Origin of the sequence: Marinobacter sp. M5B (genome assembly GCF_042604615.1) — a bacterium.
Classification (GTDB): domain Bacteria; phylum Pseudomonadota; class Gammaproteobacteria; order Pseudomonadales; family Oleiphilaceae; genus Marinobacter; species Marinobacter salarius.
In genome coordinates this window covers 3,040,935-3,062,099 of the sequence record NZ_CP156894.1, presented here as the reverse complement: position 1 = coordinate 3,062,099, position 21,165 = coordinate 3,040,935, and the positions used below count along the sequence as shown (strand labels likewise).

19 protein-coding genes are annotated in these 21,165 nt (G+C 56.1%); 12 read left to right on the top strand and 7 right to left on the bottom strand.

Annotation, left to right across the window (positions count from 1 at the left end):
* Window positions 1–33: 33 nt before the first annotated feature.
* Together AAGD24_RS13875 and AAGD24_RS13870 are read right to left on the bottom strand one after the other, a co-directional pair.
* Complete coding sequence (locus AAGD24_RS13875) at window positions 34–999, bottom strand: sensor domain-containing diguanylate cyclase (RefSeq protein WP_075196461.1); 966 nt, start codon at window positions 997–999, stop codon at window positions 34–36.
* Window positions 1,000–1,001: 2 nt separating this feature from the next.
* Window positions 1,002–2,030 carry a response regulator gene (locus tag AAGD24_RS13870; RefSeq protein WP_036210039.1) on the bottom strand — a complete coding sequence of 343 codons (1,029 nt, stop codon included), beginning with the start codon at window positions 2,028–2,030 and terminating at the stop codon, window positions 1,002–1,004.
* A 146-nt stretch (window positions 2,031–2,176) separates the two neighbouring features.
* On the opposite strand from AAGD24_RS13870, the gene AAGD24_RS13865 reads away from it, so the two are divergent.
* On the top strand, window positions 2,177–3,037 hold the full coding sequence (locus tag AAGD24_RS13865; protein WP_036210042.1) for a hypothetical protein: 861 nt from the start codon (window positions 2,177–2,179) through the stop codon (window positions 3,035–3,037).
* A gap of 49 nt (window positions 3,038–3,086) precedes the next feature.
* Window positions 3,087–4,532, top strand: coding sequence for an exodeoxyribonuclease I (sbcB, locus tag AAGD24_RS13860; RefSeq protein WP_269400038.1), 1,446 nt, complete (start codon window positions 3,087–3,089; stop codon window positions 4,530–4,532).
* Here the strand turns inward: sbcB and AAGD24_RS13855 are convergent.
* Both AAGD24_RS13855 and AAGD24_RS13850 read right to left on the bottom strand, forming a co-directional pair.
* Window positions 4,529–6,526, bottom strand: a complete 1,998-nt coding sequence (locus tag AAGD24_RS13855; protein ID WP_075196459.1) for a tetratricopeptide repeat protein — start codon at window positions 6,524–6,526, stop codon at window positions 4,529–4,531. The two genes, sbcB and AAGD24_RS13855, sit on opposite strands and share 4 nt — an antisense overlap.
* Before the next feature lie 34 nt (window positions 6,527–6,560).
* On the bottom strand, window positions 6,561–8,072 hold the full coding sequence (locus AAGD24_RS13850) for a flagellin (protein WP_075196458.1): 1,512 nt from the start codon (window positions 8,070–8,072) through the stop codon (window positions 6,561–6,563).
* Between the two features lie 382 nt (window positions 8,073–8,454).
* Here AAGD24_RS13850 and AAGD24_RS13845 point away from each other — a divergent pair, with 382 nt between their 5' ends.
* The 5 genes from AAGD24_RS13845 (at window position 8,455) to AAGD24_RS13825 (ending at window position 14,474) form a co-directional block, all read left to right on the top strand.
* Window positions 8,455–9,957 (top strand): flagellin, encoded by a 1,503-nt coding sequence (locus AAGD24_RS13845; protein WP_007154099.1) that lies wholly within the window; start codon window positions 8,455–8,457, stop codon window positions 9,955–9,957.
* Between the two features lie 71 nt (window positions 9,958–10,028).
* Window positions 10,029–10,469, top strand: coding sequence for a flagellar protein FlaG (locus tag AAGD24_RS13840; protein ID WP_041332462.1), 441 nt, complete (start codon window positions 10,029–10,031; stop codon window positions 10,467–10,469).
* Between the two features lie 182 nt (window positions 10,470–10,651).
* Window positions 10,652–12,643, top strand: coding sequence for a flagellar filament capping protein FliD (gene fliD / locus AAGD24_RS13835; RefSeq protein ID WP_085679976.1), 1,992 nt, complete (start codon window positions 10,652–10,654; stop codon window positions 12,641–12,643).
* Between the two features lie 36 nt (window positions 12,644–12,679).
* The gene (gene fliS, locus AAGD24_RS13830; RefSeq protein ID WP_007154096.1) at window positions 12,680–13,081 is read left to right on the top strand and encodes a flagellar export chaperone FliS; all 402 of its coding nucleotides are present in this window, start codon (window positions 12,680–12,682) and stop codon (window positions 13,079–13,081) included.
* Between the two features lie 181 nt (window positions 13,082–13,262).
* Entirely contained in the window at window positions 13,263–14,474 is a 1,212-nt protein-coding gene (locus AAGD24_RS13825; RefSeq protein WP_036210071.1) for an argininosuccinate synthase, read from the top strand.
* Here the strand turns inward: AAGD24_RS13825 and AAGD24_RS13820 are convergent.
* Entirely contained in the window at window positions 14,471–15,496 is a 1,026-nt protein-coding gene (locus tag AAGD24_RS13820; protein ID WP_075196456.1) for an AraC family transcriptional regulator, read from the bottom strand. The two genes, AAGD24_RS13825 and AAGD24_RS13820, sit on opposite strands and share 4 nt — an antisense overlap.
* A 283-nt stretch (window positions 15,497–15,779) precedes the next feature.
* The gene (locus AAGD24_RS13815; RefSeq protein ID WP_007155700.1) at window positions 15,780–16,748 is read right to left on the bottom strand and encodes a response regulator; all 969 of its coding nucleotides are present in this window, start codon (window positions 16,746–16,748) and stop codon (window positions 15,780–15,782) included.
* Window positions 16,749–16,894: 146 nt separating this feature from the next.
* On the opposite strand from AAGD24_RS13815, the gene AAGD24_RS13810 reads away from it, so the two are divergent.
* From AAGD24_RS13810 to AAGD24_RS13800, 3 genes are read left to right on the top strand one after another with little or no spacing between them, the layout of a single operon-like run.
* Window positions 16,895–17,377: a YajQ family cyclic di-GMP-binding protein gene (locus AAGD24_RS13810; protein WP_036210083.1), complete on the top strand. Its 483-nt coding sequence runs from the start codon at window positions 16,895–16,897 to the stop codon at window positions 17,375–17,377.
* A 15-nt stretch (window positions 17,378–17,392) separates the two neighbouring features.
* A complete protein-coding gene (locus AAGD24_RS13805; RefSeq protein WP_379867353.1) occupies window positions 17,393–18,778 on the top strand; it encodes an AmpG family muropeptide MFS transporter in 1,386 nt (461 codons plus the stop codon).
* Window positions 18,775–19,086: an MGMT family protein gene (locus tag AAGD24_RS13800; protein ID WP_085679988.1), complete on the top strand. Its 312-nt coding sequence runs from the start codon at window positions 18,775–18,777 to the stop codon at window positions 19,084–19,086. Before AAGD24_RS13805 ends, AAGD24_RS13800 begins: the two co-directional genes overlap by 4 nt.
* A gap of 176 nt (window positions 19,087–19,262) precedes the next feature.
* Here the strand turns inward: AAGD24_RS13800 and AAGD24_RS13795 are convergent, their stop codons facing one another.
* Window positions 19,263–20,024, bottom strand: coding sequence for an SDR family oxidoreductase (locus AAGD24_RS13795; RefSeq protein WP_075196453.1), 762 nt, complete (start codon window positions 20,022–20,024; stop codon window positions 19,263–19,265).
* Between the two features lie 97 nt (window positions 20,025–20,121).
* Between AAGD24_RS13795 and AAGD24_RS13790 the strand changes: the two genes are divergently transcribed.
* Both AAGD24_RS13790 and groES read left to right on the top strand, forming a co-directional pair.
* The gene (locus AAGD24_RS13790; protein WP_036210095.1) at window positions 20,122–20,709 is read left to right on the top strand and encodes an FxsA family protein; all 588 of its coding nucleotides are present in this window, start codon (window positions 20,122–20,124) and stop codon (window positions 20,707–20,709) included.
* A gap of 162 nt (window positions 20,710–20,871) precedes the next feature.
* Complete coding sequence (groES, locus tag AAGD24_RS13785) at window positions 20,872–21,159, top strand: co-chaperone GroES (RefSeq protein WP_007155569.1); 288 nt, start codon at window positions 20,872–20,874, stop codon at window positions 21,157–21,159.
* The last annotated feature ends 6 nt before the right edge of the window (window positions 21,160–21,165 follow it).

Sequence of the window (21,165 nt, the reverse complement as noted above, 5' to 3'; positions counted from 1 at the left end):
GTGGTGTCGGATTACGGCTTTGCGTAATCCGACCTACGATTGCTCCCCGAATACCACCACACGGTTTCTTCCCCCTTCCTTGGCGGCGTACAACGCTTCATCCGCCTGTTGTAACCACTGCATATGATTCTCCGGCCTATCCGTTAATGGCGCGATGCCAATGCTGACGGTGTACTGAATCGGCGCTGCCGTGGTCTGAACCGTGCTGTTCTGTATGGCTTCCCTTATGCGCTCGCAAATCACCCTGGCGCCTTCGGCATCGGTTTCCGGCAGGATGATGCCGAATTCCTCGCCACCATAGCGGCCGGGGCTGTCTGACTGGCGCAGGTTGTCTTTCATAACCTTGGCGGTGTACTTGATGACTTCGTCACCCGCCAGGTGGCCGTAGGTATCGTTCACCGCTTTGAAGTGGTCTATGTCGAACATGATCAGGCAGGTGTTGTGACCATAACGACGGTAGCGTTCGTATTCGGCGTCGATCAGGTTTTCCCAGGTACCACGGTTGAGCAGACCGGTCAGGCGGTCGGTCATGCTCAGCTTGGCCAGTTGTTCGTTGGCGGTTTCCAGTGCCCGTTTGCTGGTGGCGATGTCGGTGACGTCGTAGACCATCAGGCAGATTTTCTCGACCTGGCCGTCTGGCCCGGAGAGGGGGCTGATGGTCAGATTCTGGTACATGAAGTCTTCGGTGCCGGTTATCGGGCGTGTGTTGCGAAAGCGGAACAGGTAAGGGCGCTGTTCCCAGGAGGTGAATGCCCGGGTGTTTAGCATGGCGACTGAGTCGACCTTGCGGGTCAGCCATGCTTTGGGGATGTCCGGGAACACGTCAAACAGAACCTGCTCGCGAATCTTGCTGGCGGTGATGCCGCTATGGTGTTCCATGAAGCCATTCCAGGCCTGCACGCGAAAGTCCAGGTCCAGAACCACCAGGCCGACTTCCACCGATTCCAGCATGTCCACCAGCCAGTGGAAGGTGCTTGCTCCGATCTCTTTAATGGCCATGGTTAATCCACCAGGTACTGTAGTCGTTGTTCAAGGAAGGGCACTGAATCTTCTGTCAGCAATACCAGCATGTCACAACTGATCTCCCGGTCTTCCAGTTCATAGCTGATTTCAATACACAGCAGCTTTTCGTGGCGAGTACTGTGGTGTTCCAGCAGGTCTCCGATCTGTCTATGCTGTCCCAGGACGGTTGGGTGACCAAGACCGAGTTTAAGATCCAGCTGGTCGCCAATGCCTTTGAGGAAGGCGCCAAACAGGATGCTGGACATGTCCATGAGCACCTCTACCTGAATGCTTTCGGTGTCCATGTCCTCGTAATGGAGCAGTTCGGCCATATCGTTGAAGCTGGCGTCGGCAAACAGAAGAAGGGCCTCCCCCGCAATACCAGCGCCGGTGAATCCCTGGCAGACAGCGGAGTAGTTGCTGTCCGCCTGGGCGGCTGAAATCGCCATGCTGAGCTCCGAGCGGGCAATCATTTCCACCCGGGGGATGGGCTGTTTGACGAATACCCGCAGCAGTCTTGCCAGCAAGTCGGACGAACGGCCCATGGCAACGTTGGCGATTTCCTGGAGATAGTCGTTCAGGCTAATCGGTGCGCTGGTTGAAGTGGTGTTGGTGGTATCGGCCGAAGCGCTCTGCTCGTGGTCTTCAACCAGATCCTCAGGGCGCAGAAAGCCGTAGTCCTGCAGCAGCTTTAAAACCAGGTCGGTGTCCGTAGGCTTTTTTATGAATTCGATGGCGCCGAGCTTGCGGACTCGAGCCCGCGCTTCCGGTTGGATGTCGCCGGAAACGACGATCGTCAACACGGGAAGATCCTCTTTCCTGATGGCGTCCAGAACCTCGTAGCCATCCATTTCCGGCATATTGAGGTCCAGAAACAGCAATTCGCCGGCACCGGCACGGAGCTTTTCCAGAGCATTGCGGCCATCAAATGCGAAGGTAACTTCAGCGTTCCAGTTTTTGGGTAAAGCGCGCGCCATTTGTTTTCGGGCGAGAGAGGAATCGTCGCAGATAAGAACGCGGGTGGTCATGGGGGCTCCGTTTATTATTTAACCCCAGTATAGCAGTGCCTGAAGTGAATTCTATGCCCTGTGAACTATCTCACTCTATTGGCTCGGCAGCCTGGGATATAGTGCTCCTGCGGTCATAATAAGAATTGATTCAGAGACACAACACTATGAGACAGGATGCTTGTTGGTATGCTGTCCCTCTCACCATCTGTCTGGGTATGTCGCCTGTTGCCCTGGCAGAGTTGGAGCCTATTTCCGAACAGGAAATGAGCCAGGTGCAAGGGCAGGCAATGATGACGGTGGATCATGTGGATGGAGTAAACCACCGGTTTACCCGCGTGACACTGGGGGTAGACGCAGAAACCCGGCTGAACGCCGACGGTGTGGTGATGGGCGGGGATGATTCCGGCGCCGATCTCGATATCAAGAATTTCGCGCTCGGCCACTACGTGCGCGACGACACCCGTGTCCAGATCGACGGCAACACTTACAACGTGGACGAGGTGGTTCCGTTTGAGGGTGTTGAACCCTATCTTGAACTGGCTGAACGGGATGGTCAGCTCTCCGGTTTCCGCTTTGGTCTGAACCAGGCTCGGGGCACACTTTCTGGCGAGATCGCCAGCTTCAGTGGCAACCTGAACCTGAAAATTAACGATGCAGACGGCAACCCGGTGGACGCCATGCTGTTCGATGATGCAGGAGTGGCCACCAATCACCGGGCAACCCAGATCGGTCTGGCGGGTGAAGACGGAACCTGCAGTCAATGTGTCCCGCTGACCAATCTGCTGTCCATGGATATTGGTGTGGACAATGGAGATGGCACGGTTGGCTTTACGGAAGACCTGTTCCTGGCGTTCCAGCGTGAGTCTGTGGACTGGCAGGACCTGGGAGGCCCTGGCGCCATTCAGGGGCCTGAAGGCGTGTTCCTGAATCTGCCCACCAGCATGACGCTGGACATGCAGACACTGCAGAATGGTGTTCAGCGGGAGCGCACGCATTACGTGGATCGCGGTACCGGGATGTTTTGATTACACTACCCTGCATTCGACCGATTCACGCAATGCAGGAGTTCTCTCGGTGATCCGTTCTTTCTACTGGCACGACTACGAAACCTTTGGTGTCGACCCCATACACGATCGCCCCTCCCAGTTTGCCGGGGTGCGCACCGATGCGGATCTGAACATCATCGAAGACCCGCTGATCATCTACTGCGCACCGGCTGACGACTACGTGCCCTCGCCAGAAGCCTGCCTGATTACCGGCATTACCCCGCAAAAGGCATTGGAAGACGGTTTTCCCGAGGCGGAGTTTATTGCACAGATCAACGAGGCCTTCAGCCAGCCTGGCACTTGCGCCGTGGGTTACAATAGCCTGCGCTTCGATGACGAAGTGTCCCGCCATACCCTGTACCGTAACCTTCGTGACCCTTATGCCAGAGAATGGCAGAACGGCAATTCCCGCTGGGATATCATCGACATGGTGCGCCTGACCTACGCGTTGCGACCAGAGGGTATTCAATGGCCAAAGAAGGAAGACGGCAGCCCCAGTTTCAAGTTGGAAGAACTCACGGTCGCCAACGGCATTGCCCATGAAGCCGCTCACGATGCTCTGTCGGATGTAGAGGCTACCATCGCGGTGGCAAAGCTGATCAAGGAAAAGCAGCCAAAGCTGTTTGAGTTTGTGCTGCAAAACAAGGACAAGCACTCCGCCCGCGCCATGCTGGATACTGCCAGTATGAAGCCAGTGTTCCACATTTCCGCAAAGTACCCGGCCACCCGTGGTTGCTGCGCAATGGTGGCGCCATTGGCTGATCACCCCACCAACAAGAACCTGGTGATCGTGTACGACCTGCGCGAAGACCCAAGCGAGTTGATTCACGCTACGCCTGAGCAGATCCGTGAGCGGGTATTTACTTCCCAGGCGGAGTTAGGGGAGGGCACCAGCCGTTTTCCACTCAAAGGCGTGCAACTGAACAAGTGCCCGGTACTGGCCCCCGCCACCATGCTGAAATCCCTCTCTGAGGAGCGGCTTGCCGAGCTGGAACTGGACGGCGACAAGCTGCGTGAGCACCTGGCCATTTTGCGCAAGGCGCCGGATCTGCCAGCCCGAATCGCTCAGGCCTTCGATCACCCCCATGAAGGTGACCTGACGGATCCGGACGAACAGCTTTACGCTGGCGGTTTTATCAGCAAAACCGACCGCGAGAAGCTCAACTGGCTATTGCAACAGCCGGTAGAAACCCTGGGAGAGCAGGAAGTACGGTTTGAGGATGGTCGTCTGGAAGAAATGGTGTTTCGCTATCGCGCCAGGAATTACCCCAATACGCTGATATCCGAAGAGCAGGAGAAGTGGGAAGTCTTTCGTCAGCAGCGGCTGATGCAGCCCAAGAAAGGGTGGCGGTCTCTGGAGGAGTTCTTCAAGATTTTGCAGAATCTTGCCGCTGATCCGGAGCTTACGCCGGAAAAGCGGCATGTTCTGGAAGAGCTTCACCTCTATGGTGAATCCCTGATTCCTTACGTCTAGCGCCGGCGCTGGAAGTACACGGACAGGCCTTGACCCATCAAGCTTTGCACCTCGCTTCCCAGAGCCTCAGCCTGGATCTGTTTCTGTACAGGCTTGGTGGCGAGGCTGTGGCCGTCGGTGTCCCGGGCTTTTGCCAGTTTCCAGTCCACTTCGTTGCTGAGCAGCGCCATCAGCTCTTTTAGCTGCCTGGAATCCTGCTCACTGAACCAACGGTCGCGGCAGCCACCCAGGCCGTAGAAGTCGGTTTCGGCAACCAAGGATTGCCACATCGGATCCTGCCGATTGGTCAGTACCATCCGTCGGAGTTGACGCAGGGCCGTACGTGTCGGTTTGAGGTCGTGTTGGGAGATCAGGCGGCGGATCTGTTTGTCGCCATCGGTCTGTTCGTTGACGGCGGTGTGCATATGGACAACAGCACCGTTGCCGGTCGCTGAACTCACCAGGGCTGCGAGGGACACCTCGGTCATGCTTGTTGACGGCAGGCGCCCGATTTCGATCCAGTGCACCTTGTGGTCATCGGCGACGAATTGCTGGGCGATGGACCAGGGCCAGAACACGATGTTGCTGATGCCCATCTCGCCCGCGAGTCGCGTTGCCTTGGCAACGTTGGCCAGGGATTCATCCACGGCGATTACTTCCACGTCTTTCAGGTAGTGCGCCAGTTCCATGGCGCGCTGGCCGGACTGGGCGCCACACACCATGATTCGGATCGTTTCCGGCAATTGCTCGGTACTCATGCCCAGCTCGGTCGCCATTATGGCTTTCAGGCTGGTTTCGGAGCGATAGGCAAGTTTCGACCAGTTGGGCCAGGCCTGGGGCACATCGGTTTTCTCCAGACAAAGCTCGGCTGATTTCTCGTCGAAATTCTGTTTGATGGCCTCTTCCGACGCGCGGTTATAGTAGCTCGCGGCCATCATCCCCTGCATGGCAACCGGCCAGTCCACCAGGTTCCAGCGGCCAAGGTGTACAGCATACTTCTGATGGAACAGAGCGCCGTACATGGCACTGATGATCAGCGAACCGATCATGCCATCCTGTTGCTCGCCCATGGCAAGTTGGGCGCAAATGCTGTCGTTGATGGCTGAGGCCAGCCGTTCTTCGTCGTCCTCCGCGGTCAGGGCGTAACCGGTGCGATCGGCGTAGACCGCCAGGGCCAGTGCCAGCGGTTGAAGTTCGTCCCGCAGTTCAACAGTCTGTGCGACTTCCGCGATAATCGCCCGGCGCAGCAGGGTGGCCAGCTCTTCCACGGCTGGGTCTGGCATCAGGGTTTTTTCCAGTGCCAGGATCAGCAGTTCGTCCTCGCTGGCGGCGTCCAGAGCGACTTGAGCATTCGGGTTTTCCAGATCGTATTGCTGGCGGATGATGGCGCCTACGAAACGGCCGATTTCCTGGTGGGGCAGGCCGTCATGTCGCAGCAAAAGGATAGCGTCGCGGGCCAGTTTGGTGTCAGCCCTTTTCACATCCAGATGCTCCGCACAGGTCAGCATGCCACTATAGATAGACGGCCATTCCAGGCCCATTTCCAGCAGTTTGCGGTAGTGCAGGTAGGCTACGTCGAACTGGCCCTGAAGGCGCTTGGCATGGGCGACTCCGCCGAAAGCGGCGGCGGATTGCCGGTCCATTTCCAGGGCCTGGATGAAATACTGCTCCGCCAGGGCCGGGCGCTCGGACTTGATTGCCCAGTAGCCCAGGTTGGTGAACTGCTGGGGCTGTGCCGGGTCATGGCTCAAGCTGTCCGTGAACAGGGTGTGTGCCTTATCAAGTGCCCCTTCGTCCATTTCCACACGCCCCATCAAGCCCAGCGCGCCTGCGTTACCGGGTTCCTGCGCCAGAACCTCATTCAGGTAGTCACGGCATTCCTGCCGCGCCTTGAGACGCTGAACCAGCGATGTCGGGCTGTTTGACTCGGCATAAGCCAGGTTTGCCTGCAGCAGTAGCCGTGCAATGTGGGCTTTTTGTGCGTCTGTGGCATGGATGTTGTGCTGTGCTTGCATGGGGCTACCCCTTTGACTCTGTGACGAAACCCGATTAACCCTGCAGCAACTGCAGAACCTGCTGTGGCCTTGCGTTGGCCTGGGCCAATACCGACAAGCCGGCCTGCTGCAGCACCTGGGTGCGGGCGAGTTCTGCGGATTCGGCGGCAAAGTCTGCATCACGAATCCGTGAACGCGCGGCCGACAGGTTCTCAGAGGTCGTGCTCAGGTTGGCAATGGTCGACTCGAGTCGATTCTGGGCAGCGCCCAGGTCGGCACGAATGCCACTGATGGTTTCCAATGCCGCATCCACAACTGCGAGTGCGCTGGTTGCGCCGTCAACGGTGCTTATATCGATACCTGCCACTTCTTCAGGCGTAGAGCCGGCGGCGGTATTCTGTGCACTGTTCAGGACGCTGCCTGCGGCCAGGGTGGCGTCAGACGTCGCGGCGAAGCTAACGGACGAGTCCAGCGTCAACTCACCGGCAATCCGTGTGGCATTAGCGCCACCACTTGTCAGTTCGATGGCGCTCGGGTCGCCGCTACCCTGTACCGCCAACTGTTGAGAGCCGGCAGCGGTAAAGTCTTCGATAGTGATGTCTTTACCCTGTTCCTGAATCAGCGTGATACTGCCGTCGTTAGCAACTTCCGCGGTAATGCCGGTCTTACCAGACGCGGCGTTCACCTCACGTGCAATCGCTGAGAGGTCGTTTGCATCGGTGATCTGCGCGGAAATGGTCGCTGAGCTGCTCCCATTGGAAAGGGTGAGCGACACGGTTTGAGGCACGGCGATTGGCGTGGTAGCGGTGTTGCTCAGGGTCGCCGATGTTCTTGCCGTCGCGTTCACACCCGTCGTGGCACCGATGTCGTTGATGGCTGCGGCGATGTCTTCTGCCGTGTCACCTGCTGTAATGGGCACCACCTGGCTGTCCAACGAGCTGGAAATGGTGAGATTCTGCGTGGCGATCGTGTTTTGTGCGGGTAACGTCGCATTCGCTGCGGTTGTTGAACCGGTGCCCTGGTTCAGGGTTGCGTTGGCCGCGTCGAGCGTGTTGTTGGCCAGGTCGGCGGTTCGGGCGCCTTCGATGGAAACGGCGATGCTCTGGTTTTCATTGGCGCCAGCCTGGAATTTTTGGGCCTGGAAGGTGCCGTCCAGGAGTTTCAGCCCGTTGAACTCGGTGGTAGTGGCAATGCGCTCCAGCTCGCCTTTTAGCTGGTTTACTTCGGACTGCAGGGCCTTCCTGTCAGATGCGGAGTTCGTTGCGTTGGCGGATTGTACCGCCAGTTCCCGAATGCGCTGCAGGATGTTCCCGGATTCGCCCAGCGCGCCTTCAGCAGTCTGAGCCAGAGAAATACCGTCGTTGGCGTTTCGAATGGCCTGGTTGAGGCCTTTGATCTGCGATGTGAATCGCTCAGAGATGGCAAGCCCGGCAGCGTCGTCCTTGGCGGAGTTGATGCGCAGGCCGGATGACAGCCGCTGCAGGGCAACGTTGGAGTCTTCCTGTGAAGTGTTCAGGTTTCGCTGAGCATTCAGCGACGCGATATTGGTGTTGATGATCTGAGGCATAACATTTCTCCCTGCTCAGAGATGCCGGTAACCCGGTGCCCGATCAAAATGGACGCCTTGCCGGCGGAAGTTCATTTAATTGCCGTTTTGCAGGGAGGTAAGCGAAGGTTGTGCCAGTTTCGGAATTTTGTTTTTAAGGCATTGATTAGTAGTGGTTTTATTGGTCTGTTTTGACGTCTGGAGCATGAGTCCAATCGTCAACATGTAGCGGTATAAGGAAGACTATTGCCGCTTTTACATTCCCTTACAAAATACCGTTAATTTTTTCTAAAGGTACGGACGGGGGCGCCGTTAAGCGCAATAACAGGGAGGCGCTCCCAAACTGAAAATGGGCGCCATTCCTTTTCCATGAAATAACGACATATGTCGAAGGAGAAGCAATATGGCTCTCGGTATTAACACTAACGTTGCGTCACTGTCAGCTCAGAACCAGCTGAACAAATCCCAGGAGCTTTCTAACCAAGCTCTGGAGCGTCTGTCATCCGGCCTGCGTATCAACTCCGCCAAGGACGATGCTGCTGGCCTTGCAATTTCGACCCGTTTTCAGTCCCAGATCTCTGGTCTGAACGTTGCGCAGCGTAACGCCAACGACGGTATTTCTCTGGCTCAGACTGCTGAAGGTGCTCTGGAAGAAACCACCAACATCCTGCAGCGTATCCGTGAGCTGTCTGTTCAGTCGGCCAACTCGACCAACTCTTCTTCTGACCGCTCTGCACTTCAGGGCGAAGTAAACCAGCTGAAGCAAGAGCTTGACCGTATTGCCGGTACTACCCAGTTTAACGGCCTCAACCTTCTGGATGGCAGCTTCACTGCTCAGTCATTCCAGGTTGGTGCCAACGCTAACCAGACCATCTCAGTATCCGTGACCGGTGCTCGTGGTGCCGACCTTGGTAACAACACCGTATCCGGTGAAAGTGATACCACTGTCAGCCAGGGCACAGGTTCTGTTGCGGTAGCTGCGGCTGATGTGGCAACGGTTGCCAACAACACCATTGCTACACAGAACATCACCGTTTCTGGAACTGAAGGCTCTGAGGTCATTGGTATTACCCAGGGCGATACTGCAGAAGCGATTGCGGCTGCTGTTAACGCTGAAACCGGCACGACTGGTGTAACGGCTACTGCATCGACCACGGCAACCCTCGCTGGTCTGTCTGACGATGGTACGGTTTCCTTCACGCTTGGTAGTGGTGGCGACACAGCGACCATCTCCGCAGCGGTAACTACCACTGACCTGGGTGCGCTGGCCAAAGCGATCAACGATACCTCAGGCACCACTGGTGTTACGGCTGAAGCAAACGGTGGCGAAATCACACTGACCCAGGCTGATGGTAAAGACATCCGTCTGCAGGACTTTGCCAACTCAGGTAACGCTACCGGTACCGCCACGCTGCAGGGCAGTGGTGATCCAAGTGCGGTTACTTTGACCGCTGGCAGCACTGACAGCACGATTGCTTCTGGTTCTGTTGAGTTCGCTTCATCCGGTGCGTTCTCGGTCAGTTCCTCGGTTGCCGAGACCGCTGGTAGCATTCTGAACGTTGCAGCAGACACCGTGGTTGGTTCTAACCTCCAGTCAGTGTCTTCTATCGACATCGGTACTGTTGCAGGCGCTAACAGCGCAATCGAGATTGCAGATGCGGCTCTTGAGCAGATCAGTGGTATCCGCGCCGACCTGGGTGCTGCCCAGAACCGGTTTGAATCCACAATCGCCAACCTGAGCACAACTGCCGAAAACCTGTCGGCCGCTAACAGCCGGATTCTGGATGCAGACTTCGCATCTGAAACTGCTAAGCTGTCCAAGGCGCAGGTTCTCCAGCAGGCTGGTATCTCTGTACTGGCGCAGGCGAATGCCCGCCCGCAGCAGGTTCTGTCCCTCCTGCAGTAACAGGGGCATAACGGCAAGGCCGGGGTCTTTGGGCCCCGGTTTACTGCTGTATGAGGATAGCGAGGTGAGCTATGAATGGCGTTAACCTGAATGGCCCGGATTTGAAGCTGATTCGTTCCAGCGAGCAAGCTCCGGCTCGGGCAATTTCGTCATCTCAGGCCGAAGGCAGGAATGCCTCCGCCCTGACTGCACCTTCATCACCTGGTCTTGCTGAGCGTTCGGAGTTGTTGTCCGGGGCTCAGGAACTTTCGAAAGCTGAGAGGCTCGAAAGGCGCAGTGAGGCACAGAAAGAGAAATTGGATGATGCCGTGTCTCAACTGAACGATTTCGTTCAGACGGTCCAGAGGGATTTGCAGTTTGAAGTGGATAACGAGCGGGGACAGACGATCGTCAAGGTCGTCGATCAGTCCACCCAAGAGGTTATTCGGCAAATTCCGGATGAAGTTGCGTTGAGGTTGGCAGAAAACTTGCAGCAGGATGAACCGCTGACGTTATTCAACACGAAGGTCTAGAGTTTGCCGCTCTTGGCCTGACGTTGAAAACGGTTGTTCAGCACCGCCGCACCCGAAAGGGGCCGGCGGTGTTTTGCTTACATGTGGTTACAAAATTGGTCGGTAGAAAAGGCAAAGTTTTGCCGCTTCAGGCCGATATATGGAATAGCATTGGAAATTGCCCTCCTGAGGAGGCACATACTATGGCAAATATATCATCGTTGGGTATCGGGTCTGGTGTTCTGACCTCCGAGTTGGTCGATCAGTTGGTGCAAGCGGAACGGGCACCGACGGAAAATCGTTTGGCTCAGAAAACCGAGCGCACCCAGGCGCTGATTTCTGCCTATGGCACGCTTCGCAGCGCAGTAACAGAGCTGCGCCTTCCAATGCGGCAATTGAGTGCTCCAGATAATCTCAAAGCCTTTTCTGCAACGTCGTCCAACGAAGACGTTGCTGTGTCTGTGGACAGCTCCAAGGCTAACCGCGGTACTTACAGTGTCGATGTGACAAGTCTCGCCAGCGCTCAGGCGCTCGCGTCGCGTGATGTATTCGCGGATCGCGACAAGACCAGTGTTGGCCAGGGAACAATGACGCTTTCTGTTGGTGACAATACCACCAATATTGTTATAGACAGCAGTAACGACACGTTGCAGGGCCTGGCAAACGCAATCAACGATTCTGATGCAGGGGTTTCAGCGGGCGTAATCGATACCGGTAGTGGTTTCCAGCTCGTGCTATCGGCAGACGAAACCGGTACGGCAAACGCCGTTAGTATTTCCGTATCGGGCGACAGCGCCGGCACGGATACCGATGCCCAGGGGCTTTCCCGTTTTGCGTTTAACACATCAATGGATGCGGGCGCCGGTCTCAATGAGACAATCGCCGCGTCGGACGCCGTGATGAGTATCAATGGCGTAGAGGTTACCCGTTCTACCAATAGTTTTGAGAACGTCATTGATGGTTTGACATTTGATCTGACTGCCACTGGTACGTCCACGGTTAAGGTTGAACAGGATCTCGGTGCGGTAGCAGACCGTGTCCAGGGCTTTGTCGAGAAATTTAATGGCCTGCAGGAAACCATTGATGCGCTGGCAGGATTCAATGCAGAGAGCGGTAGCGGAAGCCTTCTGACTGGCGATAGCGTTATTCGGGGTATTCAGAACCAACTCCGCCAAGTGCTGACCCGCGTTGTTCCCGGGCTTGAAGATGCAAGTGTCCGAAGTCTGGCGGATGTGGGTATTACCACAAATTTCGAGACTGGCTCTCTGGAATTTGACCGCGAAGAGTTCATGGCGCAGTTAAAGGCTAATCCGGACGATGTCACGGCTTTGTTTGCCGAACAGGGCAGGGCTACCGACAGCCAGGTAGAGTTTGTTCGCAGTGGTGTAAACACCGAACCTGGAACCTATGATATCAACGTGACCCAGGCTGCGACCCAAGGCACGCTTGCCGGGAATGCCGCAGCCACTTTTCCCGTTACTATTGACGGAACAAATGATGAGTTTTCACTGCTGGTTAATGGTGATACCTCCGTTAACCTTCAGCTTACACAGCAGACTTACAACAGTGCACAGGATCTGGTTGACGAGATTCAGGCTCAGCTTAATAGCAACAACGCGCTGAACGCGTCAGATGGGTCCGTTCAGGTGAGCCTGGGGGCTGGGGATGAGCTGGTTTTCTCTTCCTCCACCTACGGCAGCGAGTCTTCGGTCACCTTGTCGTCCGCTGAAAGCGCGGCTACGTTTGGATTGGATGCCGCCACAAGCACGGATGGCCTCGATGTTGCGGGTACCATTGACGGAAGAACAGCTGAAGGCGAAGGGCAAACACTGTTTCTGGGCGAAAACAGCGGTGCTGCGTCTGGGCTCCAGGTACAAATATTGGGCGATCAGACTGGAAGTCGAGGCTCGATACAATTTATTGAAGGTGTTGGCGAACGTACGGTTGATCTGATCACCAACTTTGTCGGTGCCGATGGTGCAATTGATACCAGAACCGAGAGCCTGAACCGCGATCTGGAGCGAATTCAGGAAAATCAGATTCGGCTGGAAGAGAGAATTACAGCCTATCGAGAGCGCTTGGTGAGTCAATTCACAGCTGCGGACTCATTGATCTCGCAACTGAACAGTACACAGGACTTTGTGAGCCAGCAGCTTGCTGCGCTGGCACCACAGAATAATCGCAATAACAATTGATGTTTATTGCACGAAAAGCGAATAAAGAGGTCACTTATGAACGGTTTACAGGCTTACCAACGCGTAAACGCCCAAACCAGCATTACGGATGCCGATCCTCACAAGCTGATCCAGCTTCTTTACAACGGAGCGTTGGAACGCATTAACATGGCCAAAGCCAGGATGCAGGCGAAGGATTTTGAGGGCAAAGGCCGATTGATTTCCAAAGCGATTGAAATCATCGGTGGCCTCCGTGGCTTTCTGGATTTCGAGAAGGGTGGCGATCTGGCCGTGCGCCTGGAATCGCTTTATGACTACATGGAGCGGACCCTTTTTGAAGCGAATGCCAAGAATGACGTCGCTAAGCTTGATGAAGTCGCGGACCTTCTGCGCTCAATCAAAGACGGCTGGGATGGCATCCGCGAAGAGGCTACCTCCAAGCAACAGCAGGCTGTCTGAATACGACGTTCTGGTGTGAATACCGTGCATTCTATCCAAGATGCCACCTGGCGCCCTGCCGGGGGCATCCGCGGCCAGTAACGAGGTCGCCCTCTTGCCCCAATAGCCATTCCCCCCGCTGTCCCGTACAATACGCCCCTTATTTTTAATACATCCATTCTGTTCAGTCTGGAGCAAGGGCATGTCTGATATTAAAAAGGTGGTTCTGGCGTATTCCGGTGGCCTGGATACCTCGGTAATCGTTCGCTGGTTGCAGGATACCTATGAGTGTGAGGTGGTGACGTTCACCGCCGACATCGGCCAGGGCGAGGAAGTTGAGCCGGCGCGTGAGAAAGCGAAAGCGCTCGGCGTGAAGGAAATCTACATTGAGGACCTGCGCGAGGAATTCGTTCGTGACTACGTGTTCCCGATGTTCCGCGCCAACACCATCTACGAAGGGGAGTACCTGCTGGGTACCTCCATCGCACGCCCGCTGATCTCCCGTCGTTTGATTGAGATTGCCAACGAAACCGGTGCGGACGCGATTTCCCACGGCGCTACCGGCAAGGGCAATGATCAGGTTCGTTTCGAGTTAGGTGCCTACGCGCTGAAGCCAGGTGTGAAGGTGATTGCACCCTGGCGTGAGTGGGATCTGAATTCCCGTGAGAAGCTGCTGGCTTATTGCGACGAGCGCAACATTCCGGTGGAGAAGAAGAAGGGCAAGAGCCCGTATTCCATGGATGCCAACTTGCTGCATATCTCTTATGAAGGCATCAACCTGGAGGATCCCTGGGCGGAAGCCGAGGAAGATATGTGGCGCTGGAGTGTGTCTCCGGAAGCAGCGCCCGACACGCCTTCCTATATCGAAGTGACCTATGAGAAAGGCGATATCGTGGCGATTGATGGCCAGGCCATGAAGCCTCACGAGGTGCTTGAACATCTGAACAAGGTCGCCGGCGAGAACGGGATTGGTCGTCTGGACATTGTTGAGAACCGTTATGTGGGTATGAAATCCCGCGGTTGTTACGAAACTCCGGGCGGCACCATCATGCTGCGCGCCCACCGTGCGATTGAGTCCATCACCCTGGACCGCGAAGTGGCGCACCTGAAGGACAGCATCATGCCGCGTTATGCGGAGGTGATTTACAACGGTTACTGGTGGTCCCCTGAGCGGGAAGCGCTGCAGGCGCTGATCGACCAGACCCAGACTTATGTAAACGGTACCGTGCGCCTGAAGCTCTACAAGGGCAACGTGGATGTGGTTGGGCGTAAGTCTGACGATTCATTGTTCGATGAGAAGATTGCGACCTTCGAGGAAGACCAGGGCGCCTACGATCAGAAGGATGCTGAAGGCTTTATCAAGCTGAATGCGCTTCGGTTGAGGATTGCGGCTGGCAAGGGTCGCAAGCTTTAAGTGGCCTCCCGTGACGCCCGGAACTCTCCGGGCGTCTTCCCCGTCTCTGCTTTGAACTTTCGGTGAAACGACGTTGTTTCGCTGTACCCCAGCCTCAACGCTATCTCCGGAATGCCCAGTTCGCTGTTCGTCAAAAAATCTTCCGCCATTGCCTGTCTTACCTCGTCCAGCAACTGCTGATACGAAACACCTTCCTGGCTAAGTTTTCTCTGCAGCGTTCGGCTGGTCATACCCAGATGGTCTGCGACCATGTCCTGGCGGGTGATGCCGTGCATCAACTGTTTGCGAATGCTGTGTTTAACCCGGTTGGTGAGGGCTGTGTCGGTTTCCAGGGTGGCCAGTTGGCTGAGGGCGTGGGCTTCCAGGGTTTTTCGCAGCAGTGGGTCAGGCTGGCGTAGGGGAGTGCCCAGCAGGTCTTTGTGCAGAACAATGGCATCTTCGTTGGAACGAAAACGTACCGGGCAGCCCCAGCGTTCCGTGTAGGCGCTCTCCAACTCCGGCCCGGGGGAAGGGTGTTCGAGGTGTACTTCCACTGGCGAGGCGGCGTTGTTGTCGGCCAGCCACCGGGCGTAGTTGATCCAGGAGGCGAAGACGTTGTCCACCATCTGGGGGCGAACGACCGGGTCGGTGTAGTTGCAGGCCCAGATCAGTTTGATGTGATCGCCGCTACCCGCAATTTGCGTCGTTCCCATGTCGCCGACCAGTTTCTCGAACGGGGCTATACGAGCTACTGCTTCTCCCAGCGTGGCGGAGCTCATGGTGATATACCCGAGAACACTGTAGGACCCCGGTTGCACGAAGTCACCGGTTTCAAGGCCGAGGATGGGGTTATTGCTTTGTTCACAAAGCAGCCGTATGAATGCCTGGAACTGCTCGCCGTTTATACGCTCGTCGTCGGTCTGGAGAATCGACGCATCAAGCCCGGCGTTGCTGAACAGTGCTGAGGTATCCAGGCCTTGGGCATTGGCGGCGCGGACATATTGTCTTAGGGCTGCTACGGAGGCGGTTCCGAGGGTCTTCATGATTACGGCAACGTCTTGGGGTTATTGTTGCCATCAGTATAACGGAAGCAGAAAAGAAAAAAGCCAGCTAAGAAGCTGGCTTAAAAACAAGGAAAGAACGAAAGTGCCTGAAAAATTCGTTAATTCTGCGGACTTTCCCCATTTGGCGGCGGAGGTACTACTCGGCTCCTCCGCCATGGGGGATAATGCTTAAATCCACAATTTCAGAATAGGGCTTTCGCTCATGGAAGTCTGTTTGTGATGTGTGTCGCAGTGTTACGTAGCGTAATCCGACACTCTTCCTTCAGGCTTTCTCAAGCTCTGGCCTGGTCTCGGTAAACCGCCGGGTCTCATAGGCATCTACCAAGCCTTGAACTGCTGCACGCTCCATCTCCTGAACCGAGGGGGTGCCGTTTTGGGCGTCCGCCCTGCAAAGCACCATGCCTGCCTCAACCGAGATGTAACCCGCCGTGGTTTTCAGAGCTTTGTGGTTAATGCCGTCGAATACGCGGCGAAAAGCTGTTGTGGAGCAATGATCGCTGTTTGGGAAGTGAGCGATAATCGCGTACTGGTTGTCGCCCACGCGGCACAGGGAGTCCATGGGCCGGATCAGGTGGCTCAGGCGGCGGGCGATGCCAACGGCCAGCTCACTCATCACCGAGGGAGCGTGCTTACGCTTGAGTTCCTGCCAGTTGCGAATGCCGCACAGCACATAGGCAGAAGCACCGCCTCGGGATTCCGCCTGCCGCAGGCATTTGCCCAGCTTATTCCGGGCATAACGGTTGTTGCAGAGGCCCGTTTCAAGATCAATGATGTTGCTGCTTTCCAGTTCGCGGTTGTTCTCGATCAACAGGGAATTGGCGCGCAGCAGGGTGTTCTGGCGGTCTGCCATGCGGTCGGCCGCGAAAATCCTTGGAATCAGCTGCTTGGTCATGTCCGATTTATAGATGAAATCGTCGACGCCCCGGTCGAATGCTTCTGACAGGGCCTCCACGCTCTCCCGGGCGGTGAGCAGGATCACGTAGGTGTAGTGGTTGTTCTGCTCATCCTGCTGGCGGACCTGATCGGTCAGCTCCAGCCCGTCCATCTCCGGCATCAACCAGTCGGCAATCAGCACACTGACCGGGCGTTGGTCAATAAACTCAAGCGCGGCAGGGGCATTGTTGGCGATTCGTACGTCGCGGTACCCTGCATTGCGGAGGGTTCGGCCCACCACCATACTGCTGAATTTGGCGTCGTCTACCACGAGGATGGGAAGATCAAGATTTGGCATTGTTAACTACTACTCACCAGTCCATTGTCAGATGCGGTGCCGGCCCGGTCTTGGTATGCTTTGGCACCTTGCGCAACCAGAAGGGCACCAGTATAGCGTTTTGTACGTGCCCTGACGTGGATAATTGTAAAAAGTGAGAACACATCATGCCTTCTTTTGACATCGTTTCTGAAATCGACATGCACGAAGTCACCAACGCCGTGGACCAGGCCAAGCGCGAGCTGGGCAATCGCTGGGACTTCAAGAACGTGGACGCGGACATCGAACTGGACGACAAAGGCATCACCATCAGCGCCGAACAGGAATTCCAGTTGGAGCAGTTGATGGACATGCTGCGCATGGCCTTCGCCAAGCGCAATATCGATTCCCGGGCGTTGTCCGAAGACGGAGAAAGCAAAGCCGGCAAACTGGTCAAGCAGCATCTGCAATTGAAGCAGGGAATCGAAACCGACATGGCCAAGAAGATCGTTAAAATGATTAAGGACGGTAAGCTCAAGGTCCAGGCCAGCATCGAAGGTGACAAGGTAAGGGTAAAAGGGAAAAAACGCGACGACCTGCAAACGGCGATTGCGCTGTTAAAGGAAGCCGAGCTGGATATTCCACTGCAGTTCAATAATTTCCGCGACTGAACCGGGAGCCACACCATTTTATCCGGCAACACCCTGGCGTTACTTAAGGAAACCCTCCACACCTACACTCGTTGGCAGGTCATTGCGCTCCTGTTTCTGGGGTTTTCGGCCGGCCTGCCGTTCCTGCTGGTGTTCTCCACCCTGAACGCAAGGCTGGCGGATGTCGGGGTGGAAACGGCCACCATCGGTTTTTTCAGTTGGCTGGGCATAACCTATTCCATCAAGGTGTTCTGGGCGCCGGTGGTGGACCGGTTGAAACTGCCGTTTCTCGACAGGCTGCTGGGCAAGCGCCGGAGTTGGATATTATTGGCTCAGGCGGGCATCGCAACGGGCCTGTACCTCATGGCCCACGTGGACGCCACCGTGGCACCGGAGATGATGGCGTTCTGCGGTTTGCTGGTGGCTTTCTCGTCCGCCACCCAGGACGTGGCGATTGATGCCTACCGGATTGAAGTGGCGGAAGAGCGGTTGCAGGCGGCACTGGCGGCCACCTATATCTTCGGCTACCGGCTGGCTTTGCTGGTCGCCGGGGCCGGGGCCTTGTATCTTGCGGAGTTCTGGTCCTGGCAGGTGTCTTACGAAGTGATGGCGCTGCTTGTTGGAGTAGGCATGGTGACGGTACTCATCGTGCGGGAACCCAGGGTCAATCACTACGCCGCCGCCCAGGACATCGCCGACAAAATTGAGCATGAGGCGAGTAAGCGCACCCACCTCAACCCCCGCCTGGCTCGATTCATCGGATGGTTCTACGCTGCCATCGCTGGGCCCTTCCTGGACTTCTTCCGTCGCTACAAGGAACTCGCCATCCTGATCCTGGTGATGGTCGCTGTGTATCGCATCTCCGACATCGCCATGGGGGTTATGGCAAACCCCTTCTATCTGGATTTCATGGGCTTCTCGAAAACCCAGGTGGCCGACGTCACCAAAATCTTCGGCTTCTTCATGACCATCACCGGCTCTCTGGTGGGTGGTGTACTCGTAGTACGGTACGGCGTACGTCGCATCCTGCTGGCCGGCGCCATCATGACCGCCGCCACCAACCTGCTTTTCGTCGTTCTGGCACAATACCCGCCCAACATTGTCACCCTTGCACTGGTGGTCAGTGCCGACAATCTCAGTGGCGGCATCGCCAATGTGGCATTGATAGCCTGGCTGTCCAGCATGACCAGCGCGGCCTTCACCGCTACCCAGTACGCCCTGTTCAGCTCCCTGATGACACTGCCCGGAAAATTCATCGGCGGCTTCTCCGGCATCGTCGTGGCCGGATTCGGTTACGCAGAATTCTTCCTGGTTGCCGGCATAATGGGCGTTCCCGCCATACTGCTGGCCATATACATGATGCGCAAAGGCGAACGCCTGGACGCCCTGGCACCGCGGAACGAAGCTGTTGAGTCGTCATGACCGAACCCACCAAAGACCAGAAAATCTGGCAGGTTGTTGCCGCTATCCCCCCTGGCTGCGTAGCCAGCTACGGCCAGATCGCAGATATGGCCGGCCTGGGCCGGCAGGCCCGGTATATTGGTAAAGCTTTGGGAAAACTCCCAGAAGGGCACGCCATTCCCTGGTATCGCGTGATCAGAAGCAATGGCCAGATCGCATTCCCCATCGGCAGCGAGGCTTTTGAGACGCAAGCCCAGAGCTTGCGGGAGGAAGGAGTCGTCGTTGTAGATGGACGAATATCAATGAAGCAGTTCGGCTGGCGCCCGTAGTTTATTGGGTTGATATACATCGGAGTACAGTCGGGCAGGGGGTGGTGCCAAATTTTTCTGCCAGAAAAAGATGTCCGAGCAAAGCGAGTTCTTTTTCCAAGAAAAATTTGGCACCACCCCCTAGCCAGCCCCCAAACCCTTCAGGCTAGGTAGCAGAGAGGGGCAAAGCTCAAAACCTACAGCCGAAGCGCCCCATCAACCTCAATCATCCGCCCCGACATATAGTCATTCTCAAAAATAAACGCCGCCGCAGACGCAATCTCCTCCGGCTTACCCATACGCTTCAAGGGAATACCAGCGGTCATCTTCTCAAGGGCTTCCGGTTTCATCGAAGCCGTCATCTCAGTCTCGATAAAGCCAGGCGCAATCCCCATGCACCGAATGCCATAACGGGCAAGCTCCTTGGCCCACACCGGCACCAACGCCGAAACCCCCGCCTTGGCGGCAGAATAATTGCTCTGGCCCATATTCCCGGCACGGGAAATCGACGCAATGTTGATAATCGCACCCTGATCGCCATTCTTGATCATCTGCGTAGACGCCTCACGGCCGCACAGGAAAACCCCCGTCAGATTCACATCAATCACCGACTGCCACTGCGACAGCTCCATGCGCTTCTCAACCTGGCCGTCCTTAACCTTCACCATCAGCCCATCCCGAAGGATGCCAGCGTTGTTAATCAACCCATTAAGCTGACCAAAATCCGCTACGATAGCCTCAAATGTCTGCTCGACATCGTCTTCCTTGGCAACATTGCAGATATAGGTTCTGGCATCGCCACCGGCTTTCTTACAGGCGGCTGCAGCCTCTTCCAGCTTCTCCGGCATCAGATCAATCAGCGCCAGACGAGCCCCTTTGGCTGCCAGATACTCAGCCATGGCTCGGCCCAAACCCTGGCCGCCGCCAGTAATTGCGATCACGGAATCTTGAAGTTTCATGTTTTGCCCTAAGGTTAAGCATTAGCGGAAGCGGCGAGTATATCAGAGGTTTTTACGGTCGCAGCAACCAGACCAACGCTCATCCACGGAGGCTCCCTTGGGCATTTTTCTGTTTTTATTCATTGTCATGCCCATCGTCGAAATGACGATATTGATCAAAGTTGGCACCATGATTGGCGCCCTGAATACCATTGGCCTTGTCCTCTTGACGGCCATCATTGGTGCCGCGCTGCTGAGGCAGCAAGGGCTCGCCACCTTGTTGAAAGCCAATCAGAGGCTCAATAGTGGTGAGTTGCCAGCGAAGGAAGTGGCGGAAGGCCTGATTCTGGCCGTGGGCGGCGCCCTGCTGCTGACGCCGGGATTCGTCACCGACACCATTGGCTTCCTTTGCCTGATTCCGGGCACCCGCCACTGGTTCGCCGCCCAGGCCCTGAAGCGAATGGTGGTGGCCGGCCAGTCCGGCGGTTTCACATTTACCGCAGGCCAGCAGGGGCCTTTCCAGGGGCAGGGGCCCTTTGGCGGCCGCGAAGGGCCGTTCGGGCGTCAAAATCCTTTCGACAGGAACGATGACATTATTGAAGGGGAATACCGCGACGAAACCGAGCGCGACTACGATCGCCTGAACCGGAATACCGAAGGCCGAGAGGATAGTGATCACGGCGATGGCGGTCCGAAAAAAAACTGAAAAATTTTTCAGGGGAAGTGTTGAAAACGCATCGGCCACCCCCACATAGGTCTCACAAGTTCGCTGCGGGCTAATAACCGCTGTAAAACAGTTGGTTAAAAGCCCCGGCTTTTAACGCAACCATCATTGCCAAACCTAACCTGACATTGGAGATATCGAGCAATGAAAATTCGTCCGCTACACGATCGTGTTGTCGTGCGCCGTAAGGAAGAAGAAGAGAAAACAGCTGGTGGCATCGTACTGCCGGGTAATGCCAAAGAGAAGCCGTCCCAGGGTGAAGTTATCGCCGTAGGAAATGGCCGTATTCTCGACAATGGCGAAACCCGTGCGCTGGCGGTAAAGGTGGGTGACACCGTGGTCTTTGGCCAGTACGCCGGTAACACCGTAAAGGTTGACGGCGAAGACCTGCTCATCATGAGCGAAAACGACATTTTCGGCGTTCTCGAGTAAGCGCTC

Excerpts from the sequence above, each read along its gene's own strand:
- AAGD24_RS13875 (WP_075196461.1), bottom strand. The coding sequence starts at position 999 with ATGGCCATTAAAGAGATCGGAGCAAGCACCTTCCACTGGCTGGTGGAC.
- AAGD24_RS13870 (WP_036210039.1), bottom strand. The coding sequence starts at position 2,030 with ATGACCACCCGCGTTCTTATCTGCGACGATTCCTCTCTCGCCCGAAAA.
- AAGD24_RS13865 (WP_036210042.1), top strand. The coding sequence starts at position 2,177 with ATGAGACAGGATGCTTGTTGGTATGCTGTCCCTCTCACCATCTGTCTG.
- AAGD24_RS13855 (WP_075196459.1), bottom strand. The coding sequence starts at position 6,526 with ATGCAAGCACAGCACAACATCCATGCCACAGACGCACAAAAAGCCCAC.
- AAGD24_RS13850 (WP_075196458.1), bottom strand. The coding sequence starts at position 8,072 with ATGCCTCAGATCATCAACACCAATATCGCGTCGCTGAATGCTCAGCGA.
- AAGD24_RS13845 (WP_007154099.1), top strand. The coding sequence starts at position 8,455 with ATGGCTCTCGGTATTAACACTAACGTTGCGTCACTGTCAGCTCAGAAC.
- AAGD24_RS13840 (WP_041332462.1), top strand. The coding sequence starts at position 10,029 with ATGAATGGCGTTAACCTGAATGGCCCGGATTTGAAGCTGATTCGTTCC.
- fliD (WP_085679976.1), top strand. The coding sequence starts at position 10,652 with ATGGCAAATATATCATCGTTGGGTATCGGGTCTGGTGTTCTGACCTCC.
- fliS (WP_007154096.1), top strand. The coding sequence starts at position 12,680 with ATGAACGGTTTACAGGCTTACCAACGCGTAAACGCCCAAACCAGCATT.
- AAGD24_RS13825 (WP_036210071.1), top strand. The coding sequence starts at position 13,263 with ATGTCTGATATTAAAAAGGTGGTTCTGGCGTATTCCGGTGGCCTGGAT.
- AAGD24_RS13820 (WP_075196456.1), bottom strand. The coding sequence starts at position 15,496 with ATGAAGACCCTCGGAACCGCCTCCGTAGCAGCCCTAAGACAATATGTC.
- AAGD24_RS13815 (WP_007155700.1), bottom strand. The coding sequence starts at position 16,748 with ATGCCAAATCTTGATCTTCCCATCCTCGTGGTAGACGACGCCAAATTC.
- AAGD24_RS13810 (WP_036210083.1), top strand. The coding sequence starts at position 16,895 with ATGCCTTCTTTTGACATCGTTTCTGAAATCGACATGCACGAAGTCACC.
- AAGD24_RS13800 (WP_085679988.1), top strand. The coding sequence starts at position 18,775 with ATGACCGAACCCACCAAAGACCAGAAAATCTGGCAGGTTGTTGCCGCT.
- AAGD24_RS13795 (WP_075196453.1), bottom strand. The coding sequence starts at position 20,024 with ATGAAACTTCAAGATTCCGTGATCGCAATTACTGGCGGCGGCCAGGGT.
- groES (WP_007155569.1), top strand. The coding sequence starts at position 20,872 with ATGAAAATTCGTCCGCTACACGATCGTGTTGTCGTGCGCCGTAAGGAA.